19 protein-coding genes and 1 other RNA gene are annotated in these 21,422 nt (G+C 56.6%); 7 read left to right on the top strand and 13 right to left on the bottom strand.

Annotated elements, in window-relative coordinates; all coding sequences use genetic code 11:
• Positions 1 to 67: 67 nt before the first annotated feature.
• A complete protein-coding gene (locus HLUCCO03_RS01425) occupies positions 68 to 1,684 on the bottom strand; it encodes a sodium-dependent transporter (RefSeq protein WP_027833228.1) in 1,617 nt (538 codons plus the stop codon).
• A gap of 179 nt (positions 1,685 to 1,863) precedes the next feature.
• Between HLUCCO03_RS01425 and smpB the strand changes: the two genes are divergently transcribed.
• The 3 genes from smpB to ssrA all read left to right on the top strand — a co-directional run bounded on the left by smpB (position 1,864) and on the right by ssrA (position 4,353).
• The gene (gene smpB, locus HLUCCO03_RS01420; RefSeq protein WP_027833229.1) at positions 1,864 to 2,343 is read left to right on the top strand and encodes an SsrA-binding protein SmpB; all 480 of its coding nucleotides are present in this window, start codon (positions 1,864 to 1,866) and stop codon (positions 2,341 to 2,343) included.
• 140 nt (positions 2,344 to 2,483) lie between these two features.
• Positions 2,484 to 3,911: a wax ester/triacylglycerol synthase family O-acyltransferase gene (locus tag HLUCCO03_RS01415; RefSeq protein ID WP_027833230.1), complete on the top strand. Its 1,428-nt coding sequence runs from the start codon at positions 2,484 to 2,486 to the stop codon at positions 3,909 to 3,911.
• An 81-nt stretch (positions 3,912 to 3,992) separates the two neighbouring features.
• Positions 3,993 to 4,353, top strand: a transfer-messenger RNA (tmRNA) gene (gene ssrA, locus HLUCCO03_RS01410).
• Between the two features lie 974 nt (positions 4,354 to 5,327).
• Here the strand turns inward: ssrA and HLUCCO03_RS01405 are convergent.
• The 4 genes from HLUCCO03_RS01405 to HLUCCO03_RS01390 form a co-directional block, all read right to left on the bottom strand.
• Positions 5,328 to 5,669, bottom strand: a complete 342-nt coding sequence (locus HLUCCO03_RS01405; RefSeq protein WP_027833231.1) for a hypothetical protein — start codon at positions 5,667 to 5,669, stop codon at positions 5,328 to 5,330.
• Between the two features lie 59 nt (positions 5,670 to 5,728).
• Complete coding sequence (locus HLUCCO03_RS01400; protein WP_027833232.1) at positions 5,729 to 6,010, bottom strand: ADP-ribosyl-[dinitrogen reductase] hydrolase; 282 nt, start codon at positions 6,008 to 6,010, stop codon at positions 5,729 to 5,731.
• Positions 6,011 to 6,141: 131 nt separating this feature from the next.
• Complete coding sequence (locus tag HLUCCO03_RS01395; protein WP_027833233.1) at positions 6,142 to 6,822, bottom strand: SOS response-associated peptidase; 681 nt, start codon at positions 6,820 to 6,822, stop codon at positions 6,142 to 6,144.
• Between the two features lie 47 nt (positions 6,823 to 6,869).
• Positions 6,870 to 8,141: an FAD/NAD(P)-binding oxidoreductase gene (locus HLUCCO03_RS01390; RefSeq protein ID WP_027833234.1), complete on the bottom strand. Its 1,272-nt coding sequence runs from the start codon at positions 8,139 to 8,141 to the stop codon at positions 6,870 to 6,872.
• Between the two features lie 277 nt (positions 8,142 to 8,418).
• Between HLUCCO03_RS01390 and HLUCCO03_RS01385 the strand changes: the two genes are divergently transcribed.
• The 3 genes from HLUCCO03_RS01385 (at position 8,419) to HLUCCO03_RS01375 (ending at position 10,976) form a co-directional block, all read left to right on the top strand.
• Positions 8,419 to 9,327 (top strand): MBL fold metallo-hydrolase, encoded by a 909-nt coding sequence (locus HLUCCO03_RS01385; RefSeq protein ID WP_027833235.1) that lies wholly within the window; start codon positions 8,419 to 8,421, stop codon positions 9,325 to 9,327.
• Positions 9,328 to 9,497: 170 nt separating this feature from the next.
• On the top strand, positions 9,498 to 9,941 hold the full coding sequence (locus HLUCCO03_RS01380) for a hypothetical protein (protein ID WP_027833236.1): 444 nt from the start codon (positions 9,498 to 9,500) through the stop codon (positions 9,939 to 9,941).
• Between the two features lie 72 nt (positions 9,942 to 10,013).
• Complete coding sequence (locus HLUCCO03_RS01375) at positions 10,014 to 10,976, top strand: SLAC1 anion channel family protein (RefSeq protein WP_027833237.1); 963 nt, start codon at positions 10,014 to 10,016, stop codon at positions 10,974 to 10,976.
• Here HLUCCO03_RS01375 and HLUCCO03_RS01370 read toward each other — a convergent pair.
• The 4 genes from HLUCCO03_RS01370 to HLUCCO03_RS01355 all read right to left on the bottom strand — a co-directional run bounded on the left by HLUCCO03_RS01370 (position 10,973) and on the right by HLUCCO03_RS01355 (position 14,626).
• Positions 10,973 to 11,575 carry a cytochrome b/b6 domain-containing protein gene (locus HLUCCO03_RS01370; RefSeq protein WP_027833238.1) on the bottom strand — a complete coding sequence of 201 codons (603 nt, stop codon included), beginning with the start codon at positions 11,573 to 11,575 and terminating at the stop codon, positions 10,973 to 10,975. The genes HLUCCO03_RS01375 and HLUCCO03_RS01370 overlap by 4 nt on opposite strands.
• Positions 11,572 to 13,188: a tetrathionate reductase family octaheme c-type cytochrome gene (locus HLUCCO03_RS01365; protein ID WP_292016588.1), complete on the bottom strand. Its 1,617-nt coding sequence runs from the start codon at positions 13,186 to 13,188 to the stop codon at positions 11,572 to 11,574. Before HLUCCO03_RS01365 ends, HLUCCO03_RS01370 begins: the two co-directional genes overlap by 4 nt.
• A gap of 97 nt (positions 13,189 to 13,285) precedes the next feature.
• Positions 13,286 to 13,831, bottom strand: a complete 546-nt coding sequence (locus HLUCCO03_RS01360) for a rhodanese-like domain-containing protein (protein ID WP_027833240.1) — start codon at positions 13,829 to 13,831, stop codon at positions 13,286 to 13,288.
• Between the two features lie 168 nt (positions 13,832 to 13,999).
• The gene (locus HLUCCO03_RS01355) at positions 14,000 to 14,626 is read right to left on the bottom strand and encodes a peroxiredoxin (RefSeq protein ID WP_027833241.1); all 627 of its coding nucleotides are present in this window, start codon (positions 14,624 to 14,626) and stop codon (positions 14,000 to 14,002) included.
• A 122-nt stretch (positions 14,627 to 14,748) separates the two neighbouring features.
• Between HLUCCO03_RS01355 and HLUCCO03_RS01350 the strand changes: the two genes are divergently transcribed.
• Positions 14,749 to 15,348 carry an exopolysaccharide biosynthesis protein gene (locus tag HLUCCO03_RS01350; protein ID WP_027833242.1) on the top strand — a complete coding sequence of 200 codons (600 nt, stop codon included), beginning with the start codon at positions 14,749 to 14,751 and terminating at the stop codon, positions 15,346 to 15,348.
• A 9-nt stretch (positions 15,349 to 15,357) separates the two neighbouring features.
• Here the strand turns inward: HLUCCO03_RS01350 and HLUCCO03_RS01345 are convergent, their stop codons facing one another.
• The 4 genes from HLUCCO03_RS01345 to HLUCCO03_RS01330 are packed head-to-tail and all read right to left on the bottom strand — an operon-like array spanning position 15,358 to position 21,295.
• Complete coding sequence (locus HLUCCO03_RS01345) at positions 15,358 to 16,230, bottom strand: hypothetical protein (protein WP_292016587.1); 873 nt, start codon at positions 16,228 to 16,230, stop codon at positions 15,358 to 15,360.
• A 51-nt stretch (positions 16,231 to 16,281) separates the two neighbouring features.
• Positions 16,282 to 17,952, bottom strand: coding sequence for an acetolactate synthase large subunit (locus HLUCCO03_RS01340; RefSeq protein ID WP_027833244.1), 1,671 nt, complete (start codon positions 17,950 to 17,952; stop codon positions 16,282 to 16,284).
• Between the two features lie 32 nt (positions 17,953 to 17,984).
• A complete protein-coding gene (locus HLUCCO03_RS01335) occupies positions 17,985 to 20,009 on the bottom strand; it encodes a hypothetical protein (RefSeq protein ID WP_027833245.1) in 2,025 nt (674 codons plus the stop codon).
• A gap of 53 nt (positions 20,010 to 20,062) precedes the next feature.
• On the bottom strand, positions 20,063 to 21,295 hold the full coding sequence (locus HLUCCO03_RS01330; RefSeq protein ID WP_027833246.1) for an acetyl-CoA carboxylase biotin carboxylase subunit family protein: 1,233 nt from the start codon (positions 21,293 to 21,295) through the stop codon (positions 20,063 to 20,065).
• Positions 21,296 to 21,422 lie beyond the last annotated feature (127 nt).

The following is a 21,422-nucleotide window of genomic DNA, read 5'->3' as shown; positions in this document are numbered from 1 at the left end:
GAACATCCTGCTTATACACACTTGAATAGAAGACACTTCGGCGCCGTACCAGCGAAGCCAGTCTTTCTCAGACGCTATGATAAAGGATCTCGTCCTCCTTGGGACCCTCTTCCTGTCCATTCTCTTCATCCTGGCCCCTGTCACCCTCCGAATCGGAGGGTTGTTCCTCATCCTCCCGGCCGGCTTCACTCCCTTTACTTTCGGCTTCCGGGGTTTCCTCTTCGGAGTCCTGCGGGTGCATCGAGTCGGTGGCAACCGCTTCCGCAGGGCTGCACCAGAGAGCAGCACTGCCGGTATTGCACATGGTCGCCAGAGAGACCGCCGTATACTGAACACCGATATACGCCACCACCAGAGGAAGCACCAATCGCATAACCCAGAACCAGATGCCCCTGAACAGCCCCGGAGCCCTGCCCAGTATGGTGAAAGTCAGATTACGGGTCAGACACCAGCCGGCAAACAACGCAATCAGGATGCTCACCAGAGGAATCAACAGGCCACCGGCTGCCAACTCAAGCCACCGGAAGATGGTGCCACCGGCAAAACGTTCTTCCGACAGGGCATTGAACGACAGCAGAGACCCCAGCCCCACCAGCCAGGCCAGAATCCCCATCAGGAAAACGGACCAGCCCCGGGGCGCCCCTGTCCATTCCCGGAACCACCCGACAACCGGCTCCAGCAGGGACAGCGACGTTGTCCATACAATCATGACAACAACCAGAAAGACTGTTGTAACCAGGAACTGGCTGCCCGGCAGATCCGCCAATGCCACCGGCAGGGACAGGAAAAGCAGGCCGAATCCCCGCTCGCCCTCCATGGAATGGCCTCCGGGCACCAGCGAGTAGATCGCCAGGCCGGCTACAATGGCGATCAGGGTATCCATCAGCACTACCGCCAGCACAGACCGCTTGAGATGGGTGCCTGCAGGCGTGTAGGCACCAAACAGGGTCCATACACCCATGCCCAGCCCAAGAGTAAAGAAGGCGTGAAAAAGGGCGGCCTGAAGGCTTTCAGGGGTTACATCATCGGGATGGAAGCTGAGCATCAGATCAGACGCGCTGCGAAACTCGCCGCTCCACACGGCCAGGCCAAACAGGACCAACAACATAAGCAACATGAATGGCGCCACTACCCGCACGGCGCGTTCAATCCCGTCGACCACCCCCTGCATCGAAACCCAGACCACCAACAACAGGAAAAACCCGTGCCAGGCCATGAATACCCGATAGTCCTCAGGATCCGTGACCAGTGCAGACAGTGTGGCCGCCGTCTCGGCCTCACCAGCCCCCATGAAGCGGCCTATGGCGCCATAGAACACGTAGGCCAGAGCGATGGCACCGAATACAGCAGTGAAGGAAAGAACCACAAGCGCTGCCAGAACACCCAGCCTGCCAGCCCACACCCACAGGCGTGAGCACCGGGCCCGGCGCACATAACCATCCAGCGCCAGCACCAGGCCGTGGCGGGAATGCCGCCCCATGGCGGACTCCGTGATCATCAGGGGCAGGGTTACCAGCAGCAGGCACAGCAGATAGAGCAGAATGAACAGCCCACCACCATGCTTGCCCGCCAGGTAGGGGAACTGCCACACGTTTGCCAGCCCGAACGTTGCTCCGGTTGCGGCCCAGAAGAAGGTCGTTGGCCGGGTCCAGGACCCGATTTGTGTTTCGTATGGAGTAGGCATTCCATTCCCTGACGACATCTGAGGTGACATTGTAGCGGAGGAATTACACCCCATACGACCATCGATACAGCCAATCACGCCGATTTCGTGACCGGTCTGGCACTACTGAGCTACAATGCGCGCTTTTCCGGCATGATTACGCCCGGTAAATTCCTTGTCCGACTCCGGATCATCGATTCATGAGCAAGAAGAAACCCGGCGCACCGAGCGCCACCATTGCCCTGAACAAAAAGGCAAAACACGAGTACCACATCGAGGAACGCTTCGAGGCTGGCCTCGCCCTGCTGGGCTGGGAAGTAAAATCCTTGCGCGCCGGCAAGGCACAGCTGACCGACGCCTATGTTCTGCTGAAAGATGGTGAAGCCTGGCTGCTCGGCTCTCATATCACACCCTTGATCACGGCATCCACCCACGTTATCGCGGACCCGACCCGTACCCGCAAGCTGCTTCTGCACTCCAAGGAAATTGCCAAGATCGTGGGCAAGGTGAATCAGGCCGGCTACACCTGCATTCCCCTTGCGCTGTACTGGAAGAAAAACAAGGTAAAGTGCGAAATCGCCCTGGTGAAAGGCAAAAAGCTTTTCGACAAACGTGCCACGGAAAAAGAACGGGACTGGAACCGCCAGAAACAGCGTATCCTGAGGGAAAACAACGTCTGACAACGGCAACGGATTAATTGCAGAATATCTGACACCGGTCATGGGCAGAGCCGGCCGGTGTGTCGCATACTCACTCTCTTTGTTCAGATTCCCAACGGGCCTATACTCGGGAATCCCGGTGCATGGCAAAGGGAGAGCTTATGTCACCCAAACAGACCCCCATGTCCGCCGTTGACCACGCCTGGCTGCGAATGGACACACCCCAGAACCACATGATGATCTGCGGGGTGTGGATGCTGGAAAGCCCAATTTCCATGACCCGCCTCAGGCGCATAATTGAAGAACGCTTCCTGTGCTTCAATCGCTTCCGCCAGCGGGTTGTGAACAATGGCGACCGGGCCTACTGGCTGGATGATCCTCTTTTCGACCTGGACAACCACCTCCACCAGATCGCCCTGCCCGGCAAGGCAGACAAAGCCGAACTCCAGAAACTGGTCAGTGACATGAACAGTACCGCCCTGGATTTCCAGCAACCGCTCTGGCAGATGCATTACATCGACAACTACGAAGGCGGTGGCGCCCTGTTGATTCGCATCCACCACTGTATTGCCGACGGCATCTCACTGGTGCGGGTCATGCTGTCACTGACGGACAAAACACCGGAGCCCAGGCTACGCAAAGTGGCATCGAAACGCCGATCAAAACCGCACCGGAAATCCTCATTCCGACAATTATTCCACCGCGCAGTGGACAACATCCAGACCGCCACAAACCAGGGCAAACTGTTCATACAGTCCGTCCGGGAGGAGCCCGACTACCCTCTTAAACTGGCATCCACAGCCGGCGCTGTGGCCCTGGACCTAATCAAACTCGGCCTGGCCCCCGTTGAACCGAAAACCGGTCTGAAGGAACCGCTGTCCGGGCGTAAACAGGTGGCCTGGGCAGACCCGCTGGACCTGGCCGAGGTAAAGGCCTGCGCCAGGGCCCTTGGCGGCACAATCAACGATGCACTGCTGTGCACCGTTACCGGGGCTCTACAACGGCATTTTGCCGAGCATCAGGAACCTGTCCCTGAATGCGGAATCCGCGTTGCCGTTCCGTTCAACCTGCGGCCACTGGATCAACCCATAGAAACCCTGGGCAACAAGTTCGGGCTGGTACTGGTGACCCTGCCGCTGGAAGTTATGGACCCGCTCATGTGCTTCCGACAGGTACAGGAAAACATGAACCGGCTGAAGCGGTCCTACCAGGCCCAGGTCACCTACAGCCTTCTTGATTTGTTCGGCCGCGGCCCCGATGTTATTGAACGGCGTGCCCTGAGCCTGCTCAGCAACAAAGCCTCGGCGGTACTGACCAACGTGCCGGGGCCGAAAGAAGCCCTGTACCTGGCGGGCAGCAAACTGACCCAGCCCATGTTCTGGGTGCCCCAGAGCGGCAACATCGGCATCGGCATGAGCATTCTCAGTTACGCCGGTACCGTGCAGTTCGGCATTACTGTCGACAAGGCCATCCACGCCGACCCGGATGCGGTGATGGACTATTTCCGGCAAAGCTTCGAGGCCCTCAGCCACGCCGCACTGGCAGGCAGAAAAGGCGCTTCCGGAAACACAACAGAGCAAGTGGCATAGGTACAACTACAGGCCGAAACCACAAAACAACAACAAACAAAGGTTGAAGTCCGGCAAACCGGACACATATACTGATCATAAGGGGACGACATGGCTTCGACGCTGGTGGCGAACCCTTGGGTGCATGTCGAGATGGCAGCCAAGTTAATCCAAAGCTGCAACGCAATAGTCGCAAACGACGAAAACTACGCACTAGCAGCGTAAGCTGCTAGTCGTCCTGACCGGGTCGCCCGTAGCCCGGAAGCAACATCTCAGGACGTCATCGCTTACGGGATGCTCCTTTAACCAGAGCTCACTGGTTAGAGGCTAAGATTCAAAGAGCTCGGTTCTTGCACCCTGACTCTCGGGTCGCTTGAACTTAAATCAATAGAGAGACGCTAAACATGTAGACCTCAAGGCTGAGTACTGGCGGACGCGGGTTCAATTCCCGCCGTCTCCACCAAACAACCAAAAGAAAGCCCCTGATTTCAGGGGCTTTTTTTGCTTCAAAGTTAGTCATTGCGCTTATGTGTCAACCAAATGTCAACGGAGACCGAATTAGAGTCACATCGAACCGCCAACAATCATAGAAAACCTAATAGCGTAAAGCTATAGGCTAATTCATAAATAAAGCTAATTGCAATGGGGGGAAAGAGACAAACGGCTTATGCGCTGTCATGATATACATACCTGAAATGCTTCAGGTATAGAGGAAGGGGAAGGAGTGTAGGTGAGGCTACACCCCTAAATCTCGTTTCCATAGGCTAGGAGCTGAGACAAAAAACACCTCGCAAGGTGTATTAGTGATGAATAATGGACACATTCAGCACATGCGTCAAGTTTTTTTGTTGACCGCTCCCTCTTTATAAACAGGAGAGTATTATGCTCCGAGATCTATTCATCGGGCTAATACTGCTGCTAGTCGAATGGCTGATCATGGACGACCAATCCGTGGTTCCATTCGCAGCTGGATTCTTCTAGTCAGCAAAGAGCGACATGGACGTCGCCATTCTCATTGTTCAGCTGGAATCTTCGGAGAAAACTTTACGGCATCCTCTAAATGCTTTGGAGAAAGATGGGAATAACAAACCCACCTCATAAAAACTTTATCGTTTTAGTTCTCAATCACGATTCCCTGTACTTGGACTGACCTTAGCTAAAGTTGTAGCCATCCGAGAAGGCAAAGTTCTCGATGCTTCAACATATGGCTACAACCAATTTATCACTGATTTCAAACTGCCAATCGCAATCATGGGCTTGGCAATACCACTGGGAGCTGAACCTGACCCCGTATTAGGTCCACCCAGTGTGGGAAAAATCCGGCTCCAATTGCTTCTGTTCTCTTCGTGAAATCGCATGTTTTCTGGCGTAGGGTCACTGTGCCAACAGAATCCATAATGGGCATCCCTGCCACACTTGGCTCAAAGTAACCCAAGTTCATCCACAAGCAACATTGCCATTGGACTCATCAGGATCATCATCACCAAGTTCACGGAATTCTGTAGCTCTCTCCCGCAGAATTCGCTTTTTCTCTGCATCAGCAAATCGCTTTAACACCTGGCGAATCAGGGGCTGGTATCCAATGCCATTGATCTCCGCGATCATCTTGAAGTCTTCAATCAGCGATTTCTGGAGCCGGATAGAGATAGGCTGGAGTCCAGCCGCCTCGTTCAAGGCTGACTCGTCCACGTTCTTAGATACACGGACATACTCTTCATCCCGGCCCAGGCTTCCGTCTTCCCAGGCTTCCGGGGTATTTTCAATCTTCTTCTTGCTCATGCTCTTCCTCCCGTCGCGTTCATTCTTCTGTTTTCTGTCACTGCGACTGTTGCGATGGGTTACCCGAATTTCTGGTAGATTCTCTCTTCGGTCTCGTTCGGCTCGTAAGCTGTCTTAACTATGATGTCACTCCCCATAAGCATAAACGCCACCTTGAGGCGCCGCCCGTAGTCTGTCTCAGAAATAAACCACTGGGTTGGTGGATCAGTTTTGTGCTCTTCCCTGCTGTCCTCTAACAGATTACCTTCCCGGTTCGCGAAACATTGCTGGACCTCCTCAAGACTGACACCGTGTTTCTGTGCCAGCTTCTGCTTCACTGCAGACGAGCATTTCAGCGCCATTGTATCCCTCACTGATTCTGTATATACAAAGTATATACATAAGATCCACCAAAACCAACCAGGCCAGGCGTCGACAAGATGTCCAACTGATAGGGGTCAGTTCAGTTCCCGCGGCTTTTCATGGTTGGCTATCACACCCCATCCGCCGCAATTTCTTCACCCTGCCCTGTTTTCTCAAGACTTTCTGGTGACTTGATGGGCTCTACCAGCAATGGCTGCCGGATACGGGATTTAAGAAGATGCTGCAGCGGGTCGGTATTGGTCAGGTACGGGTCCAACCACATGTCAAAATCCTCCGGCCTGAGCATGAGCGGCATGCTTTTGGGATGGATATGGCTGAACCTGGCATGTGGTGGCAGGGTAATGATGGTAAATGACGGGACAACATCGCCCTGGAAGTCCCAGAGTTCATAGAGGCCGCCAAAGGCGATGGCGCTGTTGACCGGATGGATGTTGTAGCACTGCTTGTGCCCTTTCTCGCCGGTCCATTCATGGAAACCGCTGGCCGGGATGATGGCGCGCTGGGAGTGGAACCGTTTTTTCCAGAGCGGGCTGGTTTCCAGACTTCCGGACCGGGCGTTGAAGGTGCTGTATTTTGGTGAGGGGCGGTAGCCACCGCCGTCCGGCCTGGGCTCTATGAGCAGTGACCAGATGGCCTCCTGCAGGGTCCGCCCCCGGGTGGTTTCGTAAACGATATCGGCTTTTGCTCCCGGGGCGATATTGACTCGGGGTTCAATTCGCAGAGGGATGCCGAGTTCTTCCAGCAGCCCCTGTACCAGGGGATCATCGCTTACGTTAAATCGGCCGCACATGAAACCACCCCTTGTTCCTGGCTGGCGCTATTTCTCCGCAAGCCTGGTCAGTCTTTGGGTGAACGAACAGCCGGGCTGGCCAGCCACTCGTGTCCTTTCAGCATACCATGCCAGTACAGCGCTGGCAGTTGCTTCGCCTTGAGCCACCAGGCTGCCCGGGTGGCCTTGGTGCCGTCGTTGATCCACCTGGGGAAACTCGGCTGCAGAACACCGCCGTAACCGAATTCCGCCAGCACAATCTTACCATTCTCCACCGTCAGGGGGCAGGAGCCGTAGCCCAGGTACGCTGCGCGCAGCGGTTGATTACGCAGGCTGGCAATCAGGTTTTCAGCCACAACCGGCGCCTGCTTGCGAACCGCGGCGGCGGTTTTTGCATTGCCGGTGCCGCTGACATCACCAAGGCCGAAAATGTCGGGATAGGTTTTGTGGCGCAGGGTGTCATCTTCCAGATCGAGCCAGCCGCCTTCGTTAGCCAACGCTGATTCCCGGATGAACCTGGGCGCGCGCTGAGGTGGCACCGCGTGCAGCATATCAAATTCCACCTCCCGCTCCTGGCTGTTGCCATCCCCATCGTTACTGCGGAACACGGCGGTTCTGGCGGGACCGTTAACCGCCACCAGGGTGCTCTGGAAGTTCACATCAATACCGTACTTTTCAATATAGGCTTCCAGCGCGGGCACGTAATCCGGCACCCCGAACAGAACGGCCCCGGCATTGTGGAACTGGACATCCAGATCATTCAGCACACCATGCCTGAGCCAGTAGTCGGAAGACAGGTACATCGCTTTCTGGGGGGCACCGGCACACTTGATCGGCATGGGGGGCTGGGTGAACAGTGCACGGCCCCGCTTGAGATTCTGCACCATATCCCAGGTGTAACTGGCCATGCCTTCGCGATAGTTCGATGTGACACCGTTCGAGCCCAGCGCCGTTTCAAGGCCCTCGATACCGCCCCAGTTAAGCTCCAGCCCCGGCGCCAGAACCAGCGCCTCGTAACCAATGGACGAGCCGTCATCCAGTTCCACCTGATGGATATCCTGATTAACGGCGGTTACTCCCTTCTGATACCAGGACACAAAGCTTGGCATCACTTCTGACATGGCTTTGGAGGTCACTTCCGGCCGGAATACGCCACCGCCGACCATCGTCCAGCCTGGCTGGTAATGGTGCCTGGTAGCCGGTTCGATAATGGCAATATCAAGATTCCGGTCCCGCTTGTGAATGCTGGCTGCGACCGAAATGCCGGCGGCGCCACCGCCGACGATCAATACCGTATGGGTTTTGAGCTCGCCTCTGGGTGTTGTTGTGTTGCTGATCATGCATCGAACCTCTTGTCTTTGTGTGGTGCTTGTGACGCTTGAGATAAGTCAAAGCGTACCAAACAAACGGTTCTATCGTTAGATTATTTATTTATATATTAGCTCGGGTCACTACTTCGCAGTCATAAAATTAGGGCTACACAATCAAATTATCATTTTTGATAGCTTTTGCTCATGACCATCATTTTCCCGGTCAATTGGAAGCATAAAACCAATAGCTATATCCTAATAACCATAGAGCAAAACCCAAGCGCTTTCAGACGAGGAGGACGCGCTCATGAACATTTTCCAGAATTCCCCCGCAACCAGATCAGGCACTCCTGATGTGGCGGGTTTTTTCGATCCCCGCACCTTCAGCGTTCAGTACGTGGTCAGCGACCCCGATACAAAGCAGTGCGTCATTATCGATCCGGTTCTGGACTACGACGAGAAATCCGGTGCCACAGCAACCCACCACGCGGACGAGCTGCTGGCGTACGTTCGCAGGCAGGGCTTTTCAGTGCAGTGGGTACTGGACACACACCCCCACGCCGACCACTTCTCGGCGGCACAGTATCTGAAGGAACAGACCGGGGCTCCAACGGCCATAGGCGGCTATGTGACCGGTGTGCAGGAGCTCTGGAAAGGTATCTATAACTGGCCGGACTTTCCCGCCGATGGCTCCCAGTGGGATCACCTGTTCCGTGCCGGCGACGAGTTCCGGGTGGGTGAACTGAAGGGCCGGGTGATGTTTTCCCCGGGCCACACCCTGGCCTCCGTCACCTATGTGATCGGTGATGCGGCATTCGTGCACGACACTATTTTCCAGCCGGATTTCGGCACCGCCCGTGCCGATTTCCCGGGTGGTGATGCCCATCAGCTTTGGGAGTCCATTCAGGGCATTCTGGCGCTGCCTGACGATACCCGCCTGTTCACCGGCCACGATTACATGCCCGGTGGCCGCGAGCCCCAGTGGGAGAGCACCGTGCGGGAACAGAAACAGGCCAACAAGCACCTGGCCGGCACCACGGAAGAACAGTATGTGCACCTGCGCAATGAGCGCGACAGCGAATTGCCCATGCCGAAGCTGATTCTCCATGCGCTCCAGGTAAATACCCGTGGTGGACGGCTGCCGGAGCCGGAGGCCAACGGCAAGCGTTATCTGAAGATTCCACTGGATGCCCTGGAGGGCGCTGCCTGGGAGTAACACCCTTGCAGCAAACGCAGACAACCCCTTTGCCGGGCTTCATTGCCCGGCTTTTTTTTGGACCGGATCCGGATAACGGGCGCGAAAGTGACTTTGTCACTGAAGAGGACCCTGAGGCCACGTAATCTGGGCATGAAATCTATCGATCAACCAAAGAAGGAGTCTTTCCCATGATCAAATCTTTCAAAGCTATGGCAGCCGCTGCTCTGATTGCGCTTGCACCGTTCAGCGTTCATGCTGATAACCATGAAGAGGCTATTGAAGAAGTACTGGTCATCCTCTCCAGCGATTCCCTGCAGACCCAGGGGATGGCCATGGTGCTGTCCAATACCATGGCTGAGCAAGGAACCAAGGTAAATGTGCTGTTGTGTGACGAGGCGGGGGATATGGCGCTGAAATCCTATGAAGCGCCAGCGCTGAAACCGAAAGATGTTACGCCTGGCCAGATGCTTCGCGGATTGCTCAAGAACGGCGGTGAAGCAAAAGTCTGTGCCTTGTACCTGCCCAACAGCGACAACAGCAAGGAAGACCTGATTGACGGCGTCGGTGTTGCAATGCCCCCGGAGATGAGTGAACAGATGCTGAACCCGAAGATGCGAACATTCACATTCTGATCCTGCTTGTTCGGGATGCCCGGGCGCTTCGCCCGGGCATTTTTCGTTTATTCAGTTACCAGAGGTGGATAGATGACAGAGGTACGGCCCTCCCGATTACAGAATTTTCCGATCTCCTGGTTTGCAGTAATCATGGGGATGAGCGGATTCAGCATTGCCTGGCACCGGGCGGAATCTTTACTGGAGCTTTCTGTGAGCCCGAGCCCGGTACTGCTTGGGCTCACCATTACCACATTTGCGGTGCTGCTGTTGTGCTATCTGGCCAAGGCCGTGAAATACCCGGATCAGGTAAAAGCGGAGTTTACCCATCCCATAAAGCTCAACTTCTTCCCGACCATATCCATCGGCCTTATTCTGTTAAGTGTCGCGCTTCTGCCCTACAGCAACGACCTTTCGCTGATCTGCTGGGCCATCGGGGCTGCACTGCATCTTTCCTTTACCCTCTATGTTCTGTCGGCATGGCTGCACCAGACCCACTTCGAGGTTGCCCACATCAACCCGGCCTGGTTTATTCCCATCGTCGGTAATATTCTGGTGCCCATTGCGGGTGTCGGGCATGCCTCCCCCGAGATCTCCTGGTTTTTCTTCAGCATCGGGCTGGTTTTCTGGCTGGTACTGCTGACCATCATTTTCTACCGGATGTTCTTTCACCAGCCACTGCCGGCAAAACTGTTGCCCACGCTGTTTATCCTGATTGCCCCGCCGGCCGTTGGCTTTGTTTCTTGGTTCCAGCTTGTGGGTGAGGTCAACGCGTTTGGCCGCGTGCTTTACTACGTTGCGATCTTCCTGACACTCATGCTGCTGACCCAGGTAACCCGATTCCTGCGGCTGGAGTTCTTCCTGTCCTGGTGGGCCTACTCATTCCCGATGGCAGCCATCACCATTGCGACCTTCCTGATGTACGAACAGCTGCAACTGCCCTTTTTCAAATGGCTGGGAATGGCACTGCTTGGGTTTCTGACGGTTCTGATTGCGGTTTTGATAAGCAAGACAGCCCGGGCCGTGCGGCACCGGGCGATCTGCATAGAGGACTAGCGGGAATCTTCCAGATCTTCGTAACCGGTCACCATGGGCTTGATCAGGCTTGTCAGCTTCGGGCCCATGGTTGCCATGTACACATGGGCAATAATGAATATCAGCATCGCAAAGGCGGCAGCGGTATGAATCAGCGCTACTGTCTCCAGTGCTAGCACCCCGGAAAGCGTTGCCGGCCAGTCGTTGTAGAACAGGTAAAGCAGACCGCTGAGCCAGATGACCGGGGTAATCATCAGCTTGAAAAACAGGTAGGCCAGCCGCTGCAGCGGGTTGTGCTTGGCCCGGGTGGTTTTCCGGTAGGGATGCGCTTCACCGGTAAAGGTACCGATCAGGTAGTAGCGCATGACCGCGAACAATCCGTTTTTCGTGGGGATATACTGGCGCCATTCACCCGTGGTGATGTGCCAGAAAATGGCAAACAGCCACAGGATGATCAATGCCCAGGCGGCAAGAGTATGCAGCCGGGCTGCCTCACCAAAGCCAAGCACCGAATAGCTGCCGTGAATCTCGAAGCCGGTAAACAACAGCGAGAAGATCAGCAGTGCCTGGAACCAGTGCCAGAACCGCTCGAAACGCTTGTAGATCATTACCCGGCTCATGACGACTTCCTCCCCTTGAGCACAATCCTTGCCAGACCATGAAGCACCACGCCCGCAAGAGTCAGGGCCACCAGTAACCAGCCAATGCGATCCAGCCAGAGGTTACCGTTATGCCCCGGCATATAGATTCCGGGAAGACCCGCCAGGCGGCTGTTACTGGCATGGCAAGAGGCGCAATCCAGTGCCTGTTCAGCCGGTGGCACCATATGGGTAATGGGCCAGTGCATGGTGGTTTCGATGAAGTCGTAATTGCCGCTGAACGGCATACCGGACAGCTCGCTTCCCGCCTTCAGGGCCTTTGGCCAGCTGAAGTTGCTCCACAGTGACGTGTCATCGGCGCCAAACACATGGGTAGCCAGCAGGGTTTCCCGCTCGGTGTCATAGGGCTGCTTGCCCTCCATCACCTTGAACGGCCAGATGCGCGATCCGGGATCGTCCGGGCTGCCCTCTACCCGGTTGATGGCGACAGGCGGGTGATCCACATCCAGCCGCTCGTCCACCAGGGTATATTTCACCGTGCCGTCGAACCAGGCGTAGGTGGGTACCACATTTTCCCCGTGGCGGAAGTCCCCTTTTTCACTCAGGTAACTGGGATGACCGTGCTCATCGTACTCGGTAATCGGTTCCCCGTTTTCATCCAGCCTGCCGGCGGTGGACCAGTCCCACCACATCTTTGTGGCAACACCGCCACGGGCGAATTCCGGCACATGGCAGGTCTGGCAGGCCAGGGTATCGACATGGTCGTTGAGTTTCTGTTGCGGATGCGGCGAATCGCCGTGGCAAGACTGGCAACTGGCACGGCTGAAATCCGTGTGCCCGGGCACATCAATGCCCAGGGTGTCGGCGGCATTGGCCTGGTAACGGCTGCCAGCCACCTGGTGCCCCCAACTGGTGTGGCAGTCAGCGCAAGCGAAGTCGAGGCCGTCCGGTGACATGTGAACATCCAGCGTCCGCGGTGGGTCCACCAGGGAAGAGTCCAGGTCTCCGTGTTTGACGCCATCGTCACCGCCGCCATAGAAGTGACAGCTTCCGCAGTTGGCGCGGCCACTGGCCCCGACATGTTGCGCTATGTTTTCCAGGTCTGGCGGTTGAACCATGTCCCCACTGCCCTTGGGCCATTCCCGGGGCTTGTCAGTGGGATAACCGGCCAGGGTGGGAAACTTCCAGTAATCACCGGTGGTGTCATGGCACACGAGACAATCAACGGCGTTGTCTGCAGCAGGTGGAGGCTGCCTCATGTCTTCCCACCCGTAGCCTACATGGCACGAGGTGCAACGTGGCTCGTTAGTGATTGCCATACCGCAAAAGCTGTTAATGACCTCGCTTTTGCCAAGCGTCTGCCCGGTTTCAGGGTGCTCGTAGGTCCAGGTCCAGTGCGTGGTCTCCCGGATCTGTTTACCGGCTTCGGTATGACAACCAAGGCAGGCTTCCGTGACGTCCCGGGCGTTCTCGAACGGGCCCTCAAGTGCCTCGAATTTACTGTGATCAGCAGTGGCGGGCGGGCGCTCGGCCCCAGAAACAGCAAAGCCGGAGCAAATCAATGCTCCGGCCAGAACTATACGGGCAGCAGGCCTGCCAAAACGAACCAGATATTTCCACCCCGTTTTTTTCACGTTTTCTCCTCCATGATCCCGACCCCGGGATCACCAGAAGTATCGACAAACTCCCTGCTACTGCGACTTCAGAGTCATTAACCCGAAAAGACCGCCATTACGGGCGATAGATTTTCTCCGGATTGAGTGTCATGGACCACGGCAGGCCATCGTTCTGCCAGCCGTTGACGATCCTCATACCTTTTTTCTTGCCTTCTTTGGCACCACCACCCTGAAAACCATTATCAATGTACTTCACGTTGGTGAAGCCGCGCTCCAGCAGATAGTCAGCACTTGGCTTGCCGCGGGTTGCCCCGGAACGGCACATGGTGATGATCAGAGCATCCTTGTCCAGGCCCTTTTCCTCCAGGGCCTTTTCCACATCGGCCACGAAATCCGGGTTGGTGTTCATGGCAAAGCGGCCCTTGTCGGCAAGAAACTCAGAGCGGTCCACCAGCTTGAAGGGAATGTTCTTGTCGATCACATCCGTATAGCCGATAAACATGATCTCCACCGGGTCCCGGACATCCACAAACAGAATCTCGTCACCCTTTTCCTGAACCATGTCATAGGTCTGCTGGGGTGTGAGAGAAAGGGCATCCTCGGCGTGGGCATTGAAACTGAGGGCAAGGGCTAATAAAAAGCCGAACATTAAACGTGTCATGATCATTTTCTCCTGGAATCGGAATTCCCCGACGGTTTATTCAACATACTCCTGTAGTGCCGGGCCGCTCAAGCATTGTCATAAGCTTATAACTACCGGCTTGACCCTGATCAAACGAACAAAGGGTGCCTGCCAACCGGCAGGCACCCTTTTTATCCGCCAAACCGATCAGAGTTTGGTTGTGCGCAGGTAGGGACGGATCTCATTCCAGCCGTTCGGGAACATTCCCTTGGCTTCCTCATTGGAGATAGAGGGCGGAATGATGACATCATCACCTTTTTGCCAGTCAGCCGGCAGGGCACAACTGTGCTCGTCGCTGGTTTGAAGCGCATCGATCACCCGGAGGATTTCGTCGAAGTTCCGGCCCACAGCCATCGGATAGGTCATGGTCAGGCGGATCTTCTTGTTCGGGTCGATGATAAACACGCTGCGCACGGCTGCCGTTTCGCTCTCACCGGCATGAATCATCTCGTACAGCTCGGCCACTTTATGGTCGGCATCAGCGACGATCGGGAACTGCAGGTCAGTGTTTTGGGTATCATTGACGTCTTCAATCCACTTGACGTGCTCTTCAACGGTGTCGGTGGACAAGCCCAGCGGCTTCACGTTGCGGGCCTCAAATTCCTTCGCCAGTTGGGCGGTGCGGCCCATTTCGGTGGTGCACACCGGGGTAAAATCGGCAGGGTGGCTGAAGAAGAATACCCAGGAATCCCCTGCCCAGTCGTGGAAATTGATCTGGCCAGCGGTGCTGTCAATGGTAAAGTTCGGTGCGGTATCGCCAAGTCTTAAAGTCATGGTGAATCTCCTGTCGGGTTTTGCATGGGAGGCTGTATGCCTCGTTATGTCCCGACCACAATAACCCGTTCACCCACAGATATACAATAAAGTTATATCTATAGATCAAATAGATTTAAAGCATGGAAAGAAACCATAACGACGCAACCAGCATGCAACAGCTTCTGGACCAGATCCGCGAGTCCGCGGCAGGGCCTGGGGTTGTGTCGGTGAACCACATTCTCAATGGCGTGGGCGAGCGGTCTTTCGGGCCGCTGGTTTTGCTGGCGGGGCTGATAATTATCGCGCCTTTGATTGGCGATATTCCGGGGGTTCCAACGGTTCTTGGGCTGATAGTGCTGCTCACGCTCGGGCAGTTGTTATGCCGCAGACATTCCATCTGGCTGCCGGCGTGGATTTCCGCGCGTTCGGTTCCGCGGGACAAGCTGCTCAGGGGACTGGACTGGCTGCAGAAGCCGGCCCGGTTTCTCGACCGCTGGACAGGCCCACGGCTGGTATTCCTGGTGGACGGCCCGGGGCTTTATGTGATGGCGATTATCTGCATGGCGGTTGCCATGGCGATGCCACTGATGGAACTGGTGCCTTTCAGCGCCAATGGCGGCGGTGCCGCACTGATGGCTTTCGGGCTGGCCATAGTGGCTCGGGACGGGCTATTGGCCGTACTGGCAACATCGTTCACGCTGGTGACAGGCTGGTTTGTGCTCACCAGCCTTGTGGGTTGACCCGTCTTGTTACCGGGCCTCGCCCTGAAGTTCTTCAAAAAAGGCGATTGTGCGCTCACTGACTTTTTCCAGCCTGGCATCCCATTCCTGCTGGTACTTCCTGAAGGACTCGTCGCTCAATTGTGAAAACCGCTCGCCTGCCTCAGCCAGCGTGCGGGAGCTGTCAGCAAAGGCCTCAAAGTCCGGTTCATCCAGCTTGTCGCTGCTTTTGCCCAGTTCGGCAGCGGTTTGCTGCAAGGCACTTCTATCGCCAGCCGGGGCCTGCCGGTTTTCTTCCAGGGCCTCTTCAACAGATTCCCTGAGCTCTTCCATCAACCCCTGCAGTGCACGGCCATAATCGTCCATGGCTTGCCTGGCCCTGCGGTTGGCTTCGTCGGAGAATGCTTCAAACTCCCGGGCCATTTCATCCATCTGGATGGCGATATCGTCAGAGGATTGACTGAACGTCGCCGACAAACGCTCGCCCAGCTTGTTGATCTCGCCCATCAGGCTGTCGAGGGGGGAGCGATTGATGACGGACTTTCCGGTGCGATCATAGTCCACCAGCCAGTCACCATTGAGTTCCACCAGCCAGGTAATCACTTCCCGGCGCTCGCCGGAAGTCCCGCTTTCGGATGGCAGGCGGGTGACAATCGAGGCTTCGCGGTCTTCAATAATCACCCGGCCGAAGTCGGGTACGGTTTCAAACCAGTCCTGGTCATAGCCGTCGAAGTCGGAGGGGTTGGCAAGCGTCGACAGGTCAGCGACTGCATCCGCATCGTTTTCCGCCAGGGCCTGCCAGAACTCGGCGGCCACTTCCTGGGGAGTCTCCGGCTTGCTGCAACCCGCAGCAAAAGACACCACCAGCGTCAATACTGCCACCTTCAACCACGCATACATCATACCGCCACCCTCAAACCGCTGTCCGGAACCGGGTGAATGATACTACACGGGCTAGAGATTACAGGTCAGTTTTACCAATTCTTCATCAAACACGCGGCGGTTTTCACTGTAGTCCACGGGCACGTCAATCAGGTGCACGCCCCCGGCCGTCAGCGCGCTTTTCAGGGTTGGCTGCAGATCCTCAGTGCGACTGATGTGGTGGCCGGTGGCGCCATAGGACTCGGCGTATTTCACGAAATCCGGGTTGTTGTAATCCAGCCCGAAATTCTGGAAGCCCTCCTGGGACTGCTTCCACTTGATCATGCCATAGGCATTATCGTTAATGATCAGTATGACCAGATTGAGCTTGAGGCGTACCGCGGTTTCCAGCTCCTGGCTGTTCATCATGAAACCACCGTCACCGCACACCGCCATCACCTTGAGGTGTGGATACAGCATCGCCGCCATCATGGCGCTGGGCAGGCCGGCACCCATGGACGCCAGCGCGTTGTCCAGCAGCACGGTATTGTTGTCGTAGGCGGGGTAATTACGGGCGAACCAGAGTTTATACATGCCGTTATCGAGCGCGATGATACCGTCCTCCGGCATGACCTGGCGCACATCGTGGACGATACGCTGGGGGATCACCGGGAAACGGTTATCATCGACTTTTTCAGCCAGATGATGGTCAACCGCGGCTTTCACTTCCATAAACCGGCTGAAGTCATGGGATGAGCACTGACCGCATTGCTCCGCCAGGTATTCCACGCTGTTGGCGATGTCTCCCACCACTTCGTGCTGGGGGAAGTAGACCGGGTCCACGTCAGCGGCGCTGAAGTTCACATGAATGACCTGCTTGCCGCCAGGTTTCATGAAGAACGGAGGCTTCTCGACCACGTCATGCCCCACATTGATGACCAGGTCGGCGTGATCAATGGCACAATGAACGAAGTCGCCTGACGACAGGGCGGCGTTGCCCAGGTACCCGGGATGACGCTCGTCCACCACGCCCTTGCCCATCTGGGTGGTGAAAAAGGGGATACCGGTCACATTCACCAGGTGAATCAGCGCCTGGGACACCCGTTTGCGATTGGCGCCGGCGCCGATCATGATCAGCGGGTGCCTTGCCTGGCGGATCATGTCGCAGGCGATATCCAGGCTTTTGGCACTGGCCGTGGGCCGGCGGGCATCACTGGGCTGGAAAATATGGGTGTCGGAGTCTGCCAGTTCCGAGGCGATGTCCTCCGGCAGTTCCAGGTGCACGGCGCCGGGGCGCTCTTCCGATGCCAGCCTGAAAGCTTCCCGCACCTTGGCCGGAATGGTATTGGCGTTGCTGATCTGGCGGGTGTATTTGGTCAGCGGACGCATCAGGTCCACCACATCCAGTATCTGGAAAAGCCCCTGCTTGGAGGACTTGATGGGCTTCTGGCCGGAAATCATCATCATGGGCATGCCACCCAGCTGCGCGTAGGCGGCCGCTGTTACCAGGTTGGTGGCACCAGGGCCCAGGGTCGACAGGCAAACGCCAACCCGCCCGGTCAGCCGTCCGTAGGTGGCCGCCATGAAGCCGGCCGCCTGTTCATGGCGGTTGAGAATCAGCTCGATGCCGGACTCTCTCAAAGCTTCCAGAAGATCCAGATTTTCCTCACCCGGAACCGCGAAAATATAACGGACCCCTTCATTTTCCAGGGCGCGAACAAACAGCTCGGCGCCATTGCGGCGGTCATTGGCCTCTGCGGTCATCATGTCTCCTGTACCGGATTTCCCGGCTGAATCTATCCTTCCAGTGGTGGTTCTGCCTGAAGCGCTTCCGCGGGAAGCCGGTCCCGGCCCCAGCTGCGGTGAACACGGCCGATCACCCGTTCCAGTTCTTCCTCGCCGACTTCTGCAGGCTCACCCCGTTCGAGGGGATCAAAATGGAAAATGTACAGCCGGGAAGCAAACTGTTCAAAGGGCAGAGACGCTTCACCGAAACGCTCGCCTTTCCCGGCGGTACTGACCACCACCTCGTCACCCCAGTTCTGGCCGCTATCGTTATTGGGATTGAAAAAATACACCCGCATTACGTCATCCGGGTCCAGTGTCACCCGAAGTATGGTGATCGCGTGCCAGCCGATGAATCGCGCGGCGCTGTCGGTAACCGCCACGCCTGCGGGCTGCGGGTGGATCAACGGCTGATTGCCGTTGTAGTAGGGGTGATAACTGGCATAGAAATGCCGCAGGAAGGTTTCCAGATCATCCAGCTGTCCCGTTGCCACATCAACGTTGATCCGGAAACCCCGTCCGGCTGACCAGCCGTGAAATTCCGGGTTCACCCATTGATGGGGGTCGCCCTGACGGCCCACGCACAAACGGCCCATCTCAGCGTAGATCCTGTCCAGATGCGGCACCACCACCAGCGAAACCGGATCCAGGTCCAGCGTTACTTCGGAGGCCACACCACCCTGGCTCGTCACCGACGACACCGGCTGGCCTTCGAAATGCATGATGATCTCGTTGTCACGGGCGGCCCAGGCCACCATCTGCAACAGATAGTCCGGGTCGTTATAGGCCCACATGGAAAGCGCGCGCGCCGACTGGCAGGTGGGATTATTGCCCTGCCCTACACCAAGCGGCTGGCCCAGCATGTTCAGCACACCCTGGATCAGCCAGGCCTTGGGCTGGGGCTGGTAACCGTAAGCCAGCTGGATGCGCTCACGTGCCTCGGGACAGATGGACAGGCGCGCCTGACGCCAGAGAGCGGGCGCCACCGGCGGCTGGTAGAGAATCCCCCTCTCCAGCATCAGTGCCAGCCCGTAGAGGCCCTGGGCCGTTTCCGGAAAAACACCTTCGGCAACCAGCTCGTGAACCAGGTCCTTGTAGCACAGCAGGCAGTCACGACCGGTGCTGGAAAGCCCCAGCGCCTCGGTCAGCATGGAATCCTGCTTTTCCAGGATAAAGCGCACAAACGCGGCATGGTAAGGTGACACCAGCCCGGTATCATGCATGGAGCGGGCAAATCCGGTGGCCTCACTCTGTAACGCCCCCGAATCCATGGACTGCAGGCGCTCCTCGTAAACCGGAATGCCCGGGTCTTCACGGCAGGCCTGGGTGGGCCCGTAAAGACTTGAAATCAGGCGCTCGGCGCCCTGGCCGGCGCCACCAAGATCGACATTGGGGTCCACCCTGCACAAAGCGATCTGGGTAATCATCTGCCGCACACTGGTAACCTGGATTGGCCGCTGCTGCAATATCCGCCAGATTTCTTCGATGAGCTTGTCGATGACATGCTCATAGCCGATTTTGGCAGCAATGTGCTGCACCACCGCACGGCTGACCAGGGCCAGCTTACCCTGTTCCCGCTCGGCTTCACCGGTTTCACCGAACAACATGTTGAGATTGATCGCCAGTACCTGAGTCAGGTAATGGTGCGCCTGTTCCGCAGAAACGGTCTCGTGCAGGTATTCGCCACGGGCAACCGCCAGCAACCTCAGTTCACTGAGCGCCTCGATAATGACCGTGTCGGCATTGGGGCTTTGCAGGGAGAAAGTTGTCAGCGACGGTAAAAGGATGGAGGGCTCTGCCCAGTCGGTGCCCAGGAACACGCCGGCTTTCTCAAGCCATTCGGCCCGCTCCTGGACCGCAAGACACCCACCCGGCTGAAGCAATACCCGGCGGACTGTATCGAACAGCCGGGGCAGCTTGCCGGGTTTTGCAAAAGCGCGGCTCTCGTCGAGAGCCGCTATGGCATCATCCAGTCGCTGCACCAGCTTATCGAAGTTAACGACAGGTGCCGGGTTTCCAGCGTCGGAATTGCTCAAACTGTCTTCCTCAGGATCTGTGCCAGACCCGTTATTGTTAATTCCTTGCGGAATTATACATAGAAATCCAGTTCTTCCTGATGTTTCAGCAAATCTCTCATCACATAAGGGTCTTCACCGAAGAAGTAGATCAGGCCCCAGTGCGTGCCAAAGGCGGTGCGCTTGGTAACCGTTTCTTCCAGCGGCGGCGTCAGCTCGTGAGACTCGAAATACTCGTGGTTCTCGGTCTCCTCCGGCATTTCCAGCTTGCTGACCACCCGGCGGCGCGGGTAAACACCGAAACAACCGGCATAACCCTTGGCGTCCACCACCTCTTTCGGGAAGAACGCCTTGACCTCCTCGTCGGTGGTTTTCGGGTCGAACGTCATGATCAATGCCTGATAGGCGTTGAATCCATAGGCGCGCTCGAGGAGCTCGAAGACCTTGAAGCCCGGCGGCCGATACGCCACCTCGCCAAAGTACATGGTGCTGTCGCTGGTCACGAAGTATTCCGGGTGAATAAACCCGAATTCGATATCGAAGGTCTTGATCAGCTTCTCGATCTCGCGGGTAATCTGTTCCCGGTATTTCTCCAGGTCCGGGGTTGCCGGCACGAACACGGAATAACCCAGGGTGACGTATTCGGAGATGTTCAGAAAGGCGATCTTGCCATTGTGAATCCAGGCCTCAACCGCGAATTCCCAACCGTCCAGGTGGGATTCCATCAATACCGGAAACTCTTCCTCGGGAATGGTATCCACTTCGTCCGGCGTGCGGATAACACGGTGCCCGAGGCAACCGGCCTTATCAAAGGCTTTCAGGTGGATGGGGTCGTTAGGGTCACCATCCAGCTTGAGCAGTGTCTGGTTAACGCGTTTCAGGAAACGGATAACGTCTTCCCGATCATGGGCTTCCTCGAAGATGCCCACGCGGATACCGCCGAGCTGGGCGCGACGCTTCATCAGGGCCTTGTCCCGCAACAACATGGACTGGCCAAACAGTTTCGGCTGATCCATCAACACCGAGTTGATGGCACCGGCCCACTCCACGGTTTCCTCGAATAACGGAATTGCCACATCAACACCCATATCCTTGAGCGTCTGGGCAATCTCTACAGAGCGGTCATTCAGCCGCTCAAAGTTCCAGGGAACATAGGGAATATCGTGTTCCTTGCAGTAGGCCTCGGCCCAGTCAGGGGCCACCACCACGTATCGGCGGTCAAACTTGTCGGCGGCTTCCACCGCATTCAGACTCCAGCCCAGGAGTGCAACATAGCCTTTATTCGGATCGAACTTGTGCTCGCTCATAAGCGTTCTCCTTCGGGGGTGTACTTATAACCTAACGCCCTGGTTACAAATCGCAACCAAACCAAGGCCCTGAAACGCAACGAGCGCCGGCAATACGGGCTATCAAGCCAGTATTGCCGGCACTTTT

This window comes from Marinobacter sp. HL-58, from assembly GCF_001314605.1.
Taxonomy (GTDB): Bacteria; Pseudomonadota; Gammaproteobacteria; order Pseudomonadales; family Oleiphilaceae; genus Marinobacter.
Note: the sequence above shows the minus strand (reverse complement) of the source record. Positions and strands in the feature narration are given on the sequence as shown.